Here is a 14,784-nt window from a genome sequence, read left to right on the forward strand (position 1 = left end):
CAAGAGCCTAGGTCACGCGGCATGACCACGCCTCCTGCCATTCGTATCGACAATCTCGTCAAGGAATACGCCTCGCCCGGCCCCGGCGAGCCGCCCAAGCTAGCGCTGAAGGGCGTGAGCTTCGATGTTCCGCAGGGCGGGATCTTCGGGCTTCTCGGGCCGAACGGCGCGGGCAAGTCGACGCTGATCAACATCCTTGCCGGCCTGGTGCGCAAGACCAGCGGCAGCGCGGACATCTGGGGCTTCGACATCACCGACAACGCGCGCAACGCCAAGCGTTCGATCGGGATCGTGCCGCAAGAGATCGTCTTCGATCCTTTCTTCACCCCGTTCGAGGTGCTGGAGAACCAGGCTGGATTCTACGGCATCCCCAAGGCCGAACGCCGCAGCGAGGAGCTGCTGAAGGCGGTGCATCTGTGGGACAAGCGCGACGCCTACGCGCGCACCTTGTCGGGCGGGATGAAGCGCCGCCTGCTGATCGCCAAGGCCATGGTCCACTCGCCGCCGATCCTCGTGCTGGACGAGCCGACCGCAGGCGTCGATGTCGAGCTGCGCCGCCAGCTGTGGGAGCTCGTCACCGAGCTCAACCGCGAAGGCGTGACCGTGGTGCTCACCACGCATTATCTCGAGGAAGCCGAGCAGCTGTGCGACCGCATTGCGATCATCAACCACGGCGAGCTGATTGCCGAAAAGCCCACCCGCGAACTCGTCGGCATGGCGCGCGAGAAGGTGGTCTCGGTCACGGTCGACAAGGACCTTGGCGGACCGATCATGGAAGAGGCCTTCACCAAGGCCGAGGTGCTCGAACCCCGCAAGCTCGAGATCACTTACGACCGCGACAAGGCAAGCGCAGGCCAGGTGCTCGCGATAGTCCAGAGCCACGGCTACGCCATCGAGGACGTGACCACGCGCGAAGCGGACCTGGAAGACGTGTTCGTCCAGCTGACCGGCGCGGGGTAGGGTTGTTTTGAAGGGTGCGGACCGGACCTTCGTCCGGCCCTTGCGGCTGTTGCATCCCGCGGCTGAGTTTTGGTTGAGTGCGCTATCGACATCCGTCGATAGCTTGCGGCTGTCCCGTCCCTCTCCCCCACCCGGCCACCCACAGAATTATCCTGAATGGGTGGTCGGGTGGGGGAGAGGGACGGAACAGTTAAGGGAAGCGCGGATGCGCTTCACGCACCCATCAAAATCACCTAATCGCCCGTGGCCCCAGCCCGGCGTCATGCACCTGCTGCACCGCCCACAAGTGGGGCTCCACCTCTTCCATCGGTGCACGGCAGCTGCGGCAGCGGCCCACCTGCATGCCGCCTGCGCGTTTTACGTTCTCGCGATCAACCCGGTGCCTGCCGAATGCGCAGGCAATGCGTCCCAGTCCCATTTTTTGCGACCCTCATTGCGCCCCCGCTTACAAAGGTCCCCTGCTAATCCGGCCGCTAATGCGTTGAGGGAAGAACCTTAACAGCGCTGCGCCGAGGCGTTCCTTTCTTGCCGCGTGCCGTTTGCATCGGCATGACGCGCGCATGACAGACACTCCCCACGACGTTCTTGTGATCGGATCGGGCGCTGCCGGCCTTACCGCTGCGCTGGCGCTTGCGGAAACCAAGAAGGTGCTGGTCCTGGCCAAGGGCCGGCTCGACAGTGGATCGACCGCCTGGGCGCAGGGCGGGATCGCCGCGGTGCTGGATGCCGGCGACACCTTCGAGAACCATATCCGCGACACCATGGTAGCGGGCGCGGGGCTGAACGATCTGGAGACTGTGGAATTCGTCATCGAACGCGCCCCGGCCTCGATCGACCGGCTGTGCGAACTGGGCGTTCCTTTCAACCGCGACGAGGGCGACCTCCACCTTACCCGCGAGGGCGGGCATTCGCACCGCCGCATTGTCCATGTGAACGATGCGACCGGTTGGGCGGTTCAGGCTGCGCTATTGAAGGCGGCGGAAGAGAACCCCAACATCACCCTGCTGCCGGGGCAGAGCTGCATCGACCTCGTCACCGGGCGAAACCAAGTCGAATATTCGGGATCGGGCCGGGTCTGGGGCGCCTATGCGCTCGACGAGGAAAGCGGCAAGGTCGTCACCCACCTGGCGCGGGCCACCGTGCTGGCGGCGGGCGGTGCGGGGCGCGTCTACCTCTTCAGCACCTCGCCGCGCGGCGCGACCGGCGACGGGATCGCGATGGCCTGGCGGGCCGGCGCGCGCGTCTCCAATATGGAGATGATGCAGTTCCACCCGACCTGCCTCTACCATCTCGAGGTCAAGAACTTCCTCATCACCGAAGCCGTGCGCGGCGAGGGCGGGCGCCTGTTCAACCCCGTCACGGGCGAGCGCTACATGGAGAATTACGACCCGGAACGCATGGAGCTCGCTCCGCGCGATATCGTGGCGCGGGCGAACGATGACCAGATCAAGCGCTACGGCCTCGACTATGTCCATCTCGACATCAGCCACCAGCCGCCCGAGTTCGTGATGGAGCATTTCCCCACGATCCACGAAAAGCTGATGGGCCTCGGCATCGACATGACCAAGGGGCCGATTCCCGTGGTGCCGGCGCAGCACTACACCTGCGGGGGCGTCAAGATCGGGCTGGATGCAAAGACCGACCTGCCGGGCCTGTGGGCGGCGGGCGAATGCACCGAGAGCGGCCTCCACGGCGCGAACCGCCTGGCGTCCAACAGCCTGCTTGAATGCTTCGTCTTCGGCGAGGCGGCTGCCAAGGACATCCTCGAATGCTGGGACAAGCTCGACGACCCGCCCGAAATCCTGCCGTGGGATGAAAGCCGCGTGACCGATTCGGATGAAGAAGTGGTCATCAAGCAGAACTGGACCGAGATCCGCCGCTTCATGTGGAACTACGTTGGTATCGTGCGCACCACCAAGCGGCTGGAGCGCGCGGGCAACCGCATCGAGATGCTGCGCCAGGAGGTCGCCGACTATTACGGCAGCTTCCGCGTCACCACCGACCTCATCGAACTGCGCAACCTTCTCGATTGCGCGGGGCTGATCGTGAAAAGCGCGCTCAAGCGCCACGAGAGCCGGGGCCTCCACTTCATCATGGACTATCCCGAAACCGATCCCGATCCGCAGGATACGGTGCTCGTGCCCTGATACGCGGAAGACCGGCCGCAGCGCTGCGATCGCTGCGGCCGGTCCCCGATCCCGAGCTCTGAAATCAGAACTTCAGGATGTCGGGAGTCGGGAAGGGGTCGGGCATGACCGCGCCGTCGGTCATCCAGTCGTCGCCATCGTCGCTATCGTCACCGCCGATCGTGGTTACGATGTCGATGCCGCCGGCCACCGCGTCGAGCGCGGGGTCTTCGATCGTCTGGATGCGGGCCTTGGCTTCGTCGGCAGCCTGCTGGATGGCGGCGGAAAGATCGGCTGCGCCGAGACGCCCCGCCTTGGTCTTGATGGTCATGGTTTCGTGTCCTTTCAAACGGTCCCGGGCATCAAGGCGAAACCGTTTCCCCGCCGGCCGGGGCGGCAGGGGACGGAACCGAATGGACATGCCGCGACACGGCCTCGCTCTTGTGGCGGCGTGTCGTCACCTGCGGGCAGCGCAGGCAGCTTGCGACGCCGTTCTCGGCGAACCAGCGGCAAGTCGAGCGCAAGGTGCAGGCGGGCGCGACATCGACGACGGGCGAGAGCCGCTTGAGGATTTCCTTGCCGAGGCCGCAGCCGCCGTCCTTCCACTGGCCGCAGCCCTTGTTGTGGCAGGGAGCGGAAAAACGCAGCGCATGGCCGGGGTCGACGCCCAGCGCTTCGGCGTCGAAATCCTCCGGCACGTCCGCCGCTTTTTCGAGATAGGAGACGCGCGCTTCGCCTCCCTCATCGAGGACCACGCCCAGCAGCTTTGCCTCGGCATGGCTGTGCGAAGCGCTGGGGCAATCGAGCTCGCTGCGGTCTGTCATCGGTCCTGCTCCCGTCGAATTCGTGACGGGTCAGGACTACGAAAAAGGGCTGCCTCGCCCCATCGGCCGGGCGTGCTAGTGCGTGTGTGCTAGGCGCGGCTCAGGCGCCGGAGCTATCCCAATTGCCGGCCGCCCAGTCGCCGCGCAGCGCCCAATCGTCGAGCGCGAAATGGCGCACGATGGACGGCGCGATCGGTTCAAGGAAGAAGACGCCGATGCTCTCGCCAAGCTGCCAGGCGACTTCGCCGGTGATGACCTGGCCGGGAAGCAGCACCAGCTCGACCGGTGCGCCGACATCGGCCACCAGGTCGCGGCATTCGATCATGCAGCCCGAGGGCGAGAGGTTGCGCATCAGGCAGCGCAGGCCCGTGCCGGCAATGTTCACCCGGACGGTGTCCTGCGTGGTACGGCGCTGCTCGCGCCTGCGCTCGGTCATGGGGCGAATCCTGTCATTGCCGGTCCCTGCTCGCCCTGCAGGATGACTCGGAGCGCCGGGCCGCGCTTGTATACGACCGACAGAATTGGCCCTGCGTTAAGGCGATCCTAACCATGATCGCCGCCCGGACGGCATTAGCCATGGACAATGCCGCGCGATTCCGGTGAATTCGTGTCAACAGAAAGACAGACAAGACAAGGGGGAGTACCCAATGCCCAAGGCTACCGCGAACGGGATCGAGCTGCACTACGAAGAGCACGGCGATCCTTCGCATCCGCCCATGCTGCTGATCATGGGCTTCGGCGCGCAATTGACCTTGTGGCCGGACGAGCTGGTCGAGGAGCTGGCCGGGCACGGTTTTCGGGTGATCCGCTACGACAACCGCGATATCGGGCTGAGCCACAAGTTCGACGGCGTGAAGGCGCCGGGCATCATCAAGATGACCCTTCTGTCGAAGATCGGGCTGACCCCCAAGGTGCCCTACACGCTGGGCGATATGGCCGATGACGGTGCCGGACTGCTCGATGCGCTGGGTATCGAGAAGGCGCATATCGTGGGCGCCAGCATGGGCGGCATGATCGCGCAGCACTTCGCCTCGCGTCATGCGCACAAGACGCTGTCGCTGACCTCGATCTTTTCGACCACCGGCAACCCCAAGCTCCCGCCCGCCAAACCCGAAGCGATGAAGGCACTGATCACGCGGCCCAAGAGCATGGAGGAAGACGTGCTGGTGGAACACGGCATGATGCTTGCCCGCACGATCGGCTCGCCCGGCTATCCTACCGAGGAAAACCGGCTGCGCGAACGCACCCGCGCCAGCGTGCAGCGCAGCGTCTACCCGCAGGGGCCGACGCGGCACCTTTCGGCGATCGTCGCCGATGGCGATCGCCGTCCGATGCTTAAGGACATCGCGGTGCCCACGCTGGTGCTGCATGGCGAGGACGACCCGCTGGTGCCTTGCGAAGGCGGCCGCGATACGGCGGCGAGCATTCCCGGCGCGCAGCTCAAGACCATCCCTGGCTGGGGGCACGACCTCCCGCTCGAGCTGGTCGACGAGGTGGCCGGAGCCATCGCCCAGCACGCCAAGGCCAGCGCCTCCTAGTCTGGGGGAAGTTCGCCGAGCTGCTTGCGTCGCTCGATTACCTTGGGGTTGAGATAACCCCACCAGGCGGCGTTGGCGGCAACCGAGCTCCAGAAATAGCCGTCCTTCACCCATTGAGGGATCTCGGGCGGGTCGAGGAAGCCTGCATAGACCGCGCAGCCGGTCCAGAACCACATGCCCGCGACCACAGCGAACGGCGTGCGACAGCGCGCTGCGATGTCGACGATCCGGTTCACCATTCTCGCTTCCTCCGCAGCCCGGACCTGCTTGCCCGGATTCGAATATTGCGTGCGCGGATTCGGATGATTCACAAGCTGCGTCGATCGTTTTTGCCCGCAAAATTTTTTTCACGGATTCATTTTGTGTCTTGCGCAGCCGCAAACCCAAGGATTGTCCACGCGTCGCTGCGTTGCAGCAACATAGGACACCCCGCGATCCGGGCGGTTTGGCGCATTAAAACTTCCTTCACCCTCTTGCGTGCGAGTCCCGCCTGATTCAGTATCTAGTGGTCGGGCTACCGGGGGTACCCACAAGACCTAGCGATTGCCGCCTCACTCCCCATATAGGGGGCGAGGCGTTTTGACGCCGGGCCTGTGGGGAAAAAGGGGATAAGTTTTCACCCCGGGCGCACACAAAATTGCTAGGCGGGAGAGCGTTCTCGCCGACTCGAACACAAGCGGAACGCGGGCCCTTTCCAAGCGGGCGAACGCGGCAAACAGGACGGCGGGGCACACGATGGATTTCAAGAGCGGGGACGACACGGCGATGGCACTGGATCTGGATACGCAGGACACCGTCGAGGAACCCACCACCAAGAAGAAAGCGGTTTCCATGGACACGACCGACAAGGGCAGCGACGAACTGGTCCAGGAAGCGGCTGGCGAAGCGCTTGCAGGGGCTGTGGCTGCGGCTGCCAAGGCGTCGGGCGATGACAGCAAGAAGGTGCTTGATCGCCGGTTCGACGTGAAGATCGACGAGAGCCGCGACGCGCTGCTGACCGAATTCGGCAAGGAAACGCTGGAAGACCGCTACCTGCTTCCGGGCGAGAAGTATCAGGACCTGTTCGCGCGCGTCGCCGATTACTTCGCCGACGACCAGGAGCACGCGCAGCGTCTCTACGACTACATTTCGAACCTGTGGTTCATGCCGGCAACGCCGGTGCTGTCGAACGGCGGCACGACGCGCGGCCTGCCGATCTCGTGCTACCTCAACTCGGTGTCCGACAGCCTCGACGGCATCGTCAACACCTGGAACGAGAACGTCTGGCTCGCCTCCAAGGGCGGCGGCATCGGCACCTATTGGGGCAATGTTCGCGGCATCGGCGAGCCGGTCGGCCTCAACGGCAAGACCAGCGGCATCATTCCCTTCGTGCGCGTGATGGACAGCCTGACGCTGGCCATCAGCCAGGGTTCGCTGCGCCGCGGTTCGGCGGCCTGCTACATCGACATCACCCACCCGGAAATCGAAGAGTTCCTCGAGATCCGTAAGCCTTCGGGCGACTTCAACCGCAAGGCGCTGAACCTGCACCACGGCGTGCTGGTCACCGACGCTTTCATGGAAGCGGTGCGCGCCGGTGAGGAATTCGATCTCGTCAGCCCGAAGGACGGCTCGGTCCGCAAGACCGTGGACGCGCGTTCGCTGTTCCAGAAGCTCGTTGAAACCCGCCTTGCCACGGGCGAGCCCTACATCGTGTTCTCCGACACGGTGAACCGCATGATGCCCAAGCATCACCGCGAACTGGGCCTCAAGGTCTCGACCTCGAACCTGTGCGCGGAAATCACCCTGCCGACGGGCATCGACCACCTCGGCAACGACCGTACGGCGGTGTGCTGCCTGTCCTCGCTCAACCTCGAAAAGTGGGACGAGTGGAACGGCGAGAAGCAGTTCATCGAGGACGTCATGCGCTTCCTCGACAACGTCCTGCAGGACTATATCGACCGCGCGCCCGACGAGATGGCTCGTGCGAAGTATTCCGCCATGCGCGAACGCAGCGTCGGCATGGGTGTGATGGGCTTCCACTCCTTCCTCCAGATGAAGGGCATCGGCTTCGAAAGCCCGATGGCGAAGGTCTGGAACCTGAAGATGTTCAAGCACATCAGCGGCAAGGCCGAGGAAGCCTCGCTGGTGCTCGCCCAGGAACGCGGTGCCTGCCCGGATGCCGAAGAAATGGGCGCGATGGAGCGCTTCAGCTGCAAGATGGCGATCGCGCCGACCGCGTCGATCAGCATCATCTGCGGCGGCACCAGCGCCTGCATCGAGCCGATCCCAGCGAACATCTACACGCACAAGACGCTGTCGGGCAGCTTCATCGTCAAGAATCCCTATCTTGAGAAGATCCTCGACAAGAAGAGCAAGAACTCGACCAATGTCTGGAACTCGATCCTGGAAAAGGGCGGCAGCGTCCAGCACCTCGATTTCCTGACGCCGGAAGAAAAGGCCGCGTTCAAGACCAGCTTCGAAATCGACCAGCGCTGGCTGCTCGAATTCGCCGCCGACCGCGCGCCCTATATCGACCAGGCCCAGTCGCTGAACCTGTTCATCCCGGCCGATGTCGACAAGTGGGACCTCATGATGCTGCACTTCCAGGCGTGGGAGAAGGGCATCAAGTCGCTCTACTACCTCCGCTCGAAGTCGGTGCAGCGCGCAGGCTTTGCCGGCGGCGTGGAAGCGGACAACACCGCCGATGCGGCCAAGTACGAGCTGGCCGCCGAGCAGACCGACTACGAGGAATGCCTCGCCTGCCAGTGACGCCCGCCAAACCCAGTTCCAAAAAGCCGAGGCCGCCGACCATCAGGGTCGGCGGCCTCGAGCTTTTGGTGGCCATAGCGGTGCTGATTGCATGGCTGGCCGGTGTGGGGATCGTCGCACAGACCTTGCTGGTCGATGTCGGCTGTCTCGATATGCGCGCATCCTGGCGCGGCGAGGTCGGGGAGATGGTGATCTGTGCGCTGGCGGCAGGGCCGGAAGGCTGGCTCTTCTTGCTATATGTCGCAATCGTCCCGGTCGCGACCGGGGTGTGGCTGCGGCGAAAATTATCGAGCGCGCTGAAGCGCTAGCCCGCCGCCACGCAGCGGTTCCGCCCTTCCGCCTTGGCGCGATAGAGCGCCGCGTCGGCCCAGGCCAGCATGGCCTTGAGGGTCGGCGCATCCGCCGAATCCTGGACCGCTACCCCGATGCTGGTCGTGCATGTCGCGGTAGTGCCGGCCGCGTCGTGGGCAATCTCGATCCGCTCGATGGCGACGCGCAGGTCCTCGGCAATCGCCAGGGCCTGTGCATCGTCGTCAGCGCGCAGCAGGATTACGAATTCCTCGCCACCGAAACGCGCGGCAAGCCCCCCGTGGCGGCTGGCGGTGTGGCGCATGGCTTCCGCAACGGCGCGCAGGCAGGCATCGCCCGTCTGGTGGCCGAAGCGGTCGTTGAACGCTTTGAACCGGTCGAGATCGAGCATCAGCAAGGCAGCCCGCGCCTGTCCCGGCGCGGATGGAAGAGCATAGTGCGCGTCGAACACCGTCTCGGCATGCCGCCGGTTGGCAAGGCCTGTCAGCGGGTCCTCCAAGGACAGGGCGGTGAGCTGTTCGTTGCTGTCTTCCAGCGCGGCAGCGCGATAATCGGCTTCCAGCGTGAGAAGGATATCGCGCCGCTCCAGCCAGTGGACCCGGTGCGACAGAACGCCCGCTGCCGCAGTCGCCAGGATGGCGATCGGGAAAAACGCCTCCGCGCGCGCGACCTCGTTCTCGAACACCCACACACAGGCCCCGACGGCGGCGAGATAGAAGATCACGAAGCTCACGACCTCGAAGCGGCGGAACGGCAGGACCGGCAGGCCGAGCGCAAGGAGCGTGATGACGCCGAGCGCGAGCAATGCGTTGGAGGGCGCGGGCGCGAACTGGCTGGCATAGGCGAGGCTACAGGCAAAAGCGGTCATCGAGACCGCCATCAGCAGCTTCTTCAAGCCCAGCAACCGCGTGGGCAAGGCCAGCGCCACCAGCGAAAGCGGGATGACGCCGAGAAGCCGGATCAGGGCGACCTCCGCCAAATGCTGCGGAATCGCGATCCAGTCGATCAGCAGCGACAACACCGCGATGACCATGCCGAGTTTCAGGAGGAAGTCTGCCTCGCGCGAATGCGCGGCGTGCATCTGTTCGAGACCGGCGGCGCGCAAACGCTCATCCCACTGCGAGGGGGGAGTGCGTCCTACCAGCGCGGCGTGCGCGGCGGTGGCGAGGTCGAAGTCTTGCGCCCGATCCATTTGTGACACGCTCCTTACAAGAATACCGCGCCGACGCAATGGAATGCGCCAATTCCGCAAGGGCAGGCAGCAAAAGCCCCGCCGCGGGGGGAACCGGGGCGGGGCCTTGTCGATCCGCTAGGGGATCGCGTGTGCGTATCGGTTAGGCGTCTTCCATGACGGCCTTGTTGCCGAGACCTTCAGGAATGCGTGCGCCTTCCTTCAGGTAGATGCGGTTATCATCGATCTTCTCGACGTCTTCGAGCGAGAGGAAGTGGTGCATGTCGTCCGCGCTGTCCGACTTGGTCAGCTTGATCGCGTCGTCCTGCACCGCGTCGACGGTGCCGACGTGCAGGCCTTCCGAGTTGGCGACTTCCATATGTTCCTTGATGCGGAGCTTCTCAAACATGTAAAACCCTTTTGTTTTGCGTTGCTTACACCTTACCAACGGGCGGTATGAGAAGTGGGTCCACGCTTCGTCGCGGCTGAGGCACGGCCCCGCGAACGGGCCGCCGAACCGCCGTCCGAGCTAGCGTGGGGCGCGCTCCAGAAGGGTTGGCAGGATGGCTTCGGCGTAAAGCCGGTCGCTCTTGGCGTGCGCGTCGCGCTGGCCGAAATTGCGGGTCGTGATGACCGTCACGGAACGCGTCTCGGGCTCGATTATGACCTTGTTGCCGCCATTGCCCGCCATGGACCGGGTGACCACGCGGCGACCGTTTGCCTCCGCTTCCTGAAGCCAGACGAGATAGCCGTATTCCGTGCCCTCGCGCCCGGGCACATCGGCCTGGGGGCTGAGCGTCTCCTTGGCCCAGTCGGCAGGGAGGATCCGCTGGCCGCGATAGGCTCCGCCATCGAGCAGCAACTGGCCGAGCTTGCCCAGCGCGCGCGTCGACAGCTCCAGACCGCCACCGCCCTGGGCGAGGCCCAGCGGCGAGAACTGCCATTTGGCGTTGGTGATGCCGAGCGGGGCGAAGAGGCGATCACGCGCGAAATCTTCCAGCGGCGTGCCGCTCGCGTTCTCGACCACGGCGCCAAGCGTCGTGACGCCCGCCGTGCAATAGGAGAAGGCGCGGCCATAGGGGCTGTCCTCGGGCCGCGTTGCCCAGGCGGGAAAACCCTTTACCGGGAGGTCGAGATAGAAGCCCGGCCAGTCCTCGATCAGGTACATCCGCTCCTCATGCCCGCGCGAGAACATGTTCATGTCGTCGCATTCGGCGATCGAACTCATCGTGGCGAGGTCGAGGATGGTGACCGCTTCCTTGCGCGGGTCGGGGTTGGCGACTGTGTGGTCGGGGAAGAAGGAGGGCACGCGGCTGTCGCGCGCCAGCGTGCCGTCGCCCACGGCAATGCCGGCCAACATGCCGGTCACCGTCTTGGTCGCGGAACGCGTGTTGCGCAGCGTGTCCGCATCGCCTTCGAAATAGCGTTCGGCGACGATTTCGCCGTCCTGCATCACCAGCACGCTGGTGACGCCAGCATACTCGGCATCGGGACCGGTGACGGGAAGGGTGTCGAGGTCGATCACGCCCTGCGCCTGTGCAGAGGCGGCCATGAGGCAGGGAAGGGCGAAGGCGAGGAGACGATTGAGGGCGGGCATGGGATACTCCGGGAAAAGGATTTGCCCCCCTTTGCCATGACCTTCCCCGCAATCTTGTAGATTTCAAACATTGCGCCGCAGCTTGCGATAGGCGCCCGGCGCCATGCCTGCGCGGCGGCGAAAGAAATTCGCGAAATGCGCCTGGTCGCAAAAGCCGAGGTCGAGCGCGATGTCGACTTGCGGGCTGTCGGTCAGCGCAAGCTGGCGGCAAGCCTCCTCGAACTGGCGGTCCCGCAGGAGCTGGCCGGCGGTGCGCCCGCACAGCGCGCGAAAGCTGCGCGCGACATGCACCGGATGGATGCCGGCCTCCGTAGCCACCCGCTCAAGGTCGATGGCGGCGATGTCCTCTTCCATCACCAGCTCCCAGCTGCGCGAGAGCCAGGCCGGGGTGGCGCGGCTTTCGGGAACCGACTCGCGCTGGAGCAGCTCGATGGCAAGCTCCTCGACTGCAAGCGTCGGGCTCGCAAACTCGAGGTCTTCGATAAGCGACGTCATGCGCGCGATGGCTGCCCGGTCGCGGCGGGCGGTCGCCGGGCCTTCCCATGACAGCGCCGGATCGATGGTGATCGCCAGGAAACGCCCTTTCGAACCCAGGAACCGGTCGCGGTGGCTGGTGCCCGCCGGGTTGTCGACCAGCATGGGCGTCGCGCTGACGGGCGGCGCGCCTTCGGCGCTGGTGATGTAATGGCCGCCCATCACGAAGATGAGGTGCCGGTCCTCATGGCAATGCGGCTCGATCTCGATGTCGATCGCGTCGTAAATGGCGAAATCGACCCCGTGCGCCGCCTGCCGCTGTGACCGCGCGCCCCAGATCTGCCCTGGTCCGCGGGCAAGCGGGCTGGATGAAGGGGCCTCTGCCATGCTGGGGACGATAGGCGCGGTGCGCCCAAGGTCCAGCCCCAGCCGACGAGCGTAGGATCCCCGGCCTCAAGCAGCGCAGCGGTAGGGCGTAGAATCATACCAGCCCTCAAGCAGCGAAGCGGTAGGGCACAAAGAAGACGCCCCACCCTTCGAGGGAAGAGCAGGGCGCCGGGGTATGCGGACATCGCCCGCAAAAAGGGGAAAACCGAACGATGTCGCTATCCCCGAAACTGGTGTGCGCGTCAGACGCCGCCGAGCGGCCTTGCCGCATCGGCGCGGGCGCGGACATGCGGCGCGGCGTCATCGGACAGGTCGGCGAGCGTTTCGTCCTGCTCGCTGCTGCCCTCCGCATCGCGCGCGTTGCCATAGCCCATCTGGGCTTCGGCCTGCGTGTCGCTGCTGTCGCTGTTTTCTTCGGCCTCGCGCCAGTCGGCGTTCTTGGCCGTATGGACGTCGCGTTGGTCGTCGGGGGCGTATTCACCCATGGGTCAATCTCCTTTACCCAACCAACGAGAGGGGCTGCCTGCGCGTTCCGCAGCTCGTCGCGCACGCAAGGCCGTAGGGCGCGCCACGCCCTAAAGCAGCGCAGCGGTAGGGCGCCGGGATAAAAAATTTATCCCATCTTATCCCCGCCGAATCATTCCCGCTTGCCTTCGAATCCGCACTCTGATTCACTATATGAGTCGTCCACGCGAAAAACCGGAGATCCACAAGATGTCGTTGCTCGAAGCCCGCAAGACCTACAAGCCCTTCGAGTACCCCTGGGCCTACGAGTTCTGGAAACGCCAGCAGCAGATCCACTGGATGCCGGAGGAAGTTCCGCTGGGTGAGGACTGCCGCGACTGGGCGCAGAAGCTCACCGAGCACGAGCGCAACCTGCTCACCCAGATCTTCCGCTTCTTCACCCAGGCGGACGTCGAAGTGCAGGATTGCTACCACGACAAATACGGCCGCGTGTTCAAGCCGACCGAGGTCAAGATGATGCTGACCGCCTTCTCCAACATGGAGACGGTGCACATCGCCGCCTATTCGCACCTGCTCGACACCATCGGCATGCCGGAAAGCGAATACTCCGCCTTCCTCGAGTACGAGGAAATGGCCGACAAGCACAATTACATGCAGCAGTTCGGCGTCGACAACGACGAGGACATCGCCCGCACGCTCGCCATGTTCGGCGCGTTCACCGAAGGCATGCAGCTGTTCGCCAGCTTCGCCATGCTGATGAACTTCCCGCGCTTCAACAAGATGAAGGGCATGGGCCAGATCGTCAGCTGGTCGGTGCGCGACGAATCGCTGCACTGCGAAGGCATCATCCGCATGTTCCACGAGTTCGTGCGCGAGCGTGACTGCCTGACCAAGGCGGTCAAGGAAGACATCATCGACATCTGCCAGAAGTCGGTGCGGCTGGAAGACAACTTCATCGACCTCGCCTTCGAAATGGGCCCGGTCAGCGGCATGACCGCGAAGGAAATCAAGAAGTACATCCGCTACATCGCCGACTGGCGCCTGGGCCAGCTGGGCCTTTCGCCGATCTACATGATCGACGACCACCCGCTGCCCTGGCTCGCCCCGCTGCTGAACGGCGTGGAGCACGCCAACTTCTTCGAAACCCGCGCGACCGAATATTCGAAGGGCGCGACCAAGGGCGATTGGAACACCGTCTGGTCGAGCTTCGACAAGCGCAACAAGGCCAAGGCCGCCAACGAGGAAGAGGCCGAAGACGACGGCCCCGGCCTGTTCGAGGAAGCGGAGACGCAGGCGGCGGAGTAGATGGCCGGCTAGAATAACTCCCTGATAAAGGCATTTACTTCGGCAGGGGCGCCGTCGAAAAACTCATCGAAGTCTGCGGCGGCTCGCCCCTCTAGAGCCTCGACTAAGCCGAAGCTCGGATGCTGATGATAGCAGTGTCGGAATACTCGGAATTGAAGGTCGAGAATATAGAAAACCCATCCAAGTGATATCAATTTGAAGCTGTAGCATCTCTGCAATACCTGTGAGCCGTCCTCCTCGCCGATGAAGCTGAAATGAAGATTAGGATTGTAATGGGACAGTTCGGAAAGCAGGCCATAGGCTTTCCCCGCGCTGGCCTGAACTTCTTTCAGCTTACTTATTGACCGCTGAGGCATTGTCTTAAACACGACATCGTCTTCATCCGATGAACAGACGGCCACTGCATATGCGAATTGCTCGATTAGCGATCTCGCAATGAGGCACGGCTCGATCAAAAAACCTTGTCTGGCAGTGCTTAATAGTAGTTTGATCGATTCATGACTCCGAACAAATGCCAAGTCGAAGGCGAATACACCGATCCTCTCACTATCTCGCGGCGGAAATGATCGGTAAAATTTGTCGAAAGCAGTAGAATAATCAACAACCGCTTCTCGAATGACTTGATCGCGCGATTTGTGAACTGCCACTCCTGAAAGGTGGCGTTTGTATACGTAGTCGGCCGATGAATAGCCTTGATGGTGAGCTATCACCGCCGCTGTGACCTTCAATCGCAGGTCGTGATCAACTTCTGGATGTAATGCTACCAAGCCCAGTCCACCGACATCGATTTCGGCATCAATCAATGGTGAAAGCGCGAAACGTTTTTCCAAATCTTCCATCGGGCTAGCGAGATCTGCTTTCAAAGAGATTTGCAACAGAG

Annotated in this window: 16 protein-coding genes; 6 read left to right on the top strand and 10 right to left on the bottom strand. The window is 63.6% G+C overall.

The annotated features are described in order from the left end of the window. The first annotated feature begins 21 nt into the window (after positions 1-21). Together KUV82_RS02135 and nadB are read left to right on the top strand one after the other, a co-directional pair. Entirely contained in the window at positions 22-960 is a 939-nt protein-coding gene (locus KUV82_RS02135) for an ABC transporter ATP-binding protein (RefSeq protein WP_219955266.1), read from the top strand. Positions 961-1,520: 560 nt separating this feature from the next. Then, a complete protein-coding gene (gene nadB / locus KUV82_RS02140) occupies positions 1,521-3,107 on the top strand; it encodes an L-aspartate oxidase (protein WP_219955267.1) in 1,587 nt (528 codons plus the stop codon). A gap of 64 nt (positions 3,108-3,171) precedes the next feature. On the opposite strand, the gene KUV82_RS02145 is transcribed toward nadB, so the two are convergent. From KUV82_RS02145 to KUV82_RS02155, 3 genes are all read right to left on the bottom strand, one after another. Continuing rightward, positions 3,172-3,417, bottom strand: a complete 246-nt coding sequence (locus KUV82_RS02145; protein ID WP_219955268.1) for a hypothetical protein — start codon at positions 3,415-3,417, stop codon at positions 3,172-3,174. Positions 3,418-3,448: 31 nt separating this feature from the next. Then, a complete protein-coding gene (locus KUV82_RS02150) occupies positions 3,449-3,910 on the bottom strand; it encodes a hypothetical protein (RefSeq protein ID WP_219955269.1) in 462 nt (153 codons plus the stop codon). Positions 3,911-4,010: 100 nt separating this feature from the next. Next, positions 4,011-4,346 carry a PilZ domain-containing protein gene (locus KUV82_RS02155; RefSeq protein WP_219955270.1) on the bottom strand — a complete coding sequence of 112 codons (336 nt, stop codon included), beginning with the start codon at positions 4,344-4,346 and terminating at the stop codon, positions 4,011-4,013. Between the two features lie 211 nt (positions 4,347-4,557). On the opposite strand from KUV82_RS02155, the gene KUV82_RS02160 reads away from it, so the two are divergent. Further along, on the top strand, positions 4,558-5,448 hold the full coding sequence (locus KUV82_RS02160) for an alpha/beta fold hydrolase (RefSeq protein ID WP_219955271.1): 891 nt from the start codon (positions 4,558-4,560) through the stop codon (positions 5,446-5,448). On the opposite strand, the gene KUV82_RS02165 is transcribed toward KUV82_RS02160, so the two are convergent. After that, on the bottom strand, positions 5,445-5,687 hold the full coding sequence (locus KUV82_RS02165; RefSeq protein WP_219955272.1) for a hypothetical protein: 243 nt from the start codon (positions 5,685-5,687) through the stop codon (positions 5,445-5,447). The two genes, KUV82_RS02160 and KUV82_RS02165, sit on opposite strands and share 4 nt — an antisense overlap. Before the next feature lie 496 nt (positions 5,688-6,183). Here KUV82_RS02165 and KUV82_RS02170 point away from each other — a divergent pair, with 496 nt between their 5' ends. Together KUV82_RS02170 and KUV82_RS02175 are read left to right on the top strand one after the other, a co-directional pair. Further along, entirely contained in the window at positions 6,184-8,196 is a 2,013-nt protein-coding gene (locus KUV82_RS02170; RefSeq protein WP_219955273.1) for a ribonucleoside-diphosphate reductase subunit alpha, read from the top strand. Beyond that, positions 8,193-8,504 carry a hypothetical protein gene (locus KUV82_RS02175; protein ID WP_219955274.1) on the top strand — a complete coding sequence of 104 codons (312 nt, stop codon included), beginning with the start codon at positions 8,193-8,195 and terminating at the stop codon, positions 8,502-8,504. The genes KUV82_RS02170 and KUV82_RS02175 overlap by 4 nt, the downstream gene beginning before the upstream one ends. Here KUV82_RS02175 and KUV82_RS02180 read toward each other — a convergent pair. The 5 genes from KUV82_RS02180 to KUV82_RS02200 form a co-directional block, all read right to left on the bottom strand. After that, complete coding sequence (locus tag KUV82_RS02180) at positions 8,501-9,697, bottom strand: GGDEF domain-containing protein (protein ID WP_219955275.1); 1,197 nt, start codon at positions 9,695-9,697, stop codon at positions 8,501-8,503. The genes KUV82_RS02175 and KUV82_RS02180 overlap by 4 nt on opposite strands. Positions 9,698-9,839: 142 nt before the next feature. Then, positions 9,840-10,085: a DUF2171 domain-containing protein gene (locus tag KUV82_RS02185; RefSeq protein ID WP_219955276.1), complete on the bottom strand. Its 246-nt coding sequence runs from the start codon at positions 10,083-10,085 to the stop codon at positions 9,840-9,842. 120 nt (positions 10,086-10,205) lie between these two features. Next, positions 10,206-11,273 (bottom strand): serine hydrolase domain-containing protein, encoded by a 1,068-nt coding sequence (locus KUV82_RS02190; protein WP_258319806.1) that lies wholly within the window; start codon positions 11,271-11,273, stop codon positions 10,206-10,208. 63 nt (positions 11,274-11,336) lie between these two features. Continuing rightward, positions 11,337-12,134, bottom strand: coding sequence for a helix-turn-helix domain-containing protein (locus tag KUV82_RS02195; RefSeq protein ID WP_219955277.1), 798 nt, complete (start codon positions 12,132-12,134; stop codon positions 11,337-11,339). A 242-nt stretch (positions 12,135-12,376) separates the two neighbouring features. Then, positions 12,377-12,619, bottom strand: coding sequence for a hypothetical protein (locus KUV82_RS02200; protein WP_219955278.1), 243 nt, complete (start codon positions 12,617-12,619; stop codon positions 12,377-12,379). Positions 12,620-12,848: 229 nt separating this feature from the next. Here KUV82_RS02200 and KUV82_RS02205 point away from each other — a divergent pair, with 229 nt between their 5' ends. Then, positions 12,849-13,904 (top strand): ribonucleotide-diphosphate reductase subunit beta, encoded by a 1,056-nt coding sequence (locus KUV82_RS02205; RefSeq protein ID WP_219955279.1) that lies wholly within the window; start codon positions 12,849-12,851, stop codon positions 13,902-13,904. Positions 13,905-13,912: 8 nt separating this feature from the next. On the opposite strand, the gene KUV82_RS02210 is transcribed toward KUV82_RS02205, so the two are convergent. Continuing rightward, positions 13,913-14,767, bottom strand: a complete 855-nt coding sequence (locus KUV82_RS02210; protein WP_219955280.1) for a hypothetical protein — start codon at positions 14,765-14,767, stop codon at positions 13,913-13,915. Between the last annotated feature and the right edge of the window lie 17 nt (positions 14,768-14,784).

This window comes from Qipengyuania flava (genome assembly GCF_019448255.1).
Taxonomy (GTDB): domain Bacteria; phylum Pseudomonadota; class Alphaproteobacteria; order Sphingomonadales; family Sphingomonadaceae; genus Qipengyuania; species Qipengyuania flava_A.

Bases quoted from the DNA above. Each gene is read 5' to 3' on its own strand.
- KUV82_RS02190 (WP_258319806.1), bottom strand. From the start codon at position 11,273: ATGCCCGCCCTCAATCGTCTCCTCGCCTTCGCCCTTCCCTGCCTCATG.
- KUV82_RS02170 (WP_219955273.1), top strand. From the start codon at position 6,184: ATGGATTTCAAGAGCGGGGACGACACGGCGATGGCACTGGATCTGGAT.
- KUV82_RS02185 (WP_219955276.1), bottom strand. From the start codon at position 10,085: ATGTTTGAGAAGCTCCGCATCAAGGAACATATGGAAGTCGCCAACTCG.
- KUV82_RS02195 (WP_219955277.1), bottom strand. From the start codon at position 12,134: ATGGCAGAGGCCCCTTCATCCAGCCCGCTTGCCCGCGGACCAGGGCAG.
- KUV82_RS02145 (WP_219955268.1), bottom strand. From the start codon at position 3,417: ATGACCATCAAGACCAAGGCGGGGCGTCTCGGCGCAGCCGATCTTTCC.
- KUV82_RS02200 (WP_219955278.1), bottom strand. From the start codon at position 12,619: ATGGGTGAATACGCCCCCGACGACCAACGCGACGTCCATACGGCCAAG.
- KUV82_RS02160 (WP_219955271.1), top strand. From the start codon at position 4,558: ATGCCCAAGGCTACCGCGAACGGGATCGAGCTGCACTACGAAGAGCAC.
- KUV82_RS02135 (WP_219955266.1), top strand. From the start codon at position 22: ATGACCACGCCTCCTGCCATTCGTATCGACAATCTCGTCAAGGAATAC.
- nadB (WP_219955267.1), top strand. From the start codon at position 1,521: ATGACAGACACTCCCCACGACGTTCTTGTGATCGGATCGGGCGCTGCC.
- KUV82_RS02155 (WP_219955270.1), bottom strand. From the start codon at position 4,346: ATGACCGAGCGCAGGCGCGAGCAGCGCCGTACCACGCAGGACACCGTC.
- KUV82_RS02205 (WP_219955279.1), top strand. From the start codon at position 12,849: ATGTCGTTGCTCGAAGCCCGCAAGACCTACAAGCCCTTCGAGTACCCC.
- KUV82_RS02165 (WP_219955272.1), bottom strand. From the start codon at position 5,687: ATGGTGAACCGGATCGTCGACATCGCAGCGCGCTGTCGCACGCCGTTC.
- KUV82_RS02150 (WP_219955269.1), bottom strand. From the start codon at position 3,910: ATGACAGACCGCAGCGAGCTCGATTGCCCCAGCGCTTCGCACAGCCAT.
- KUV82_RS02180 (WP_219955275.1), bottom strand. From the start codon at position 9,697: ATGGATCGGGCGCAAGACTTCGACCTCGCCACCGCCGCGCACGCCGCG.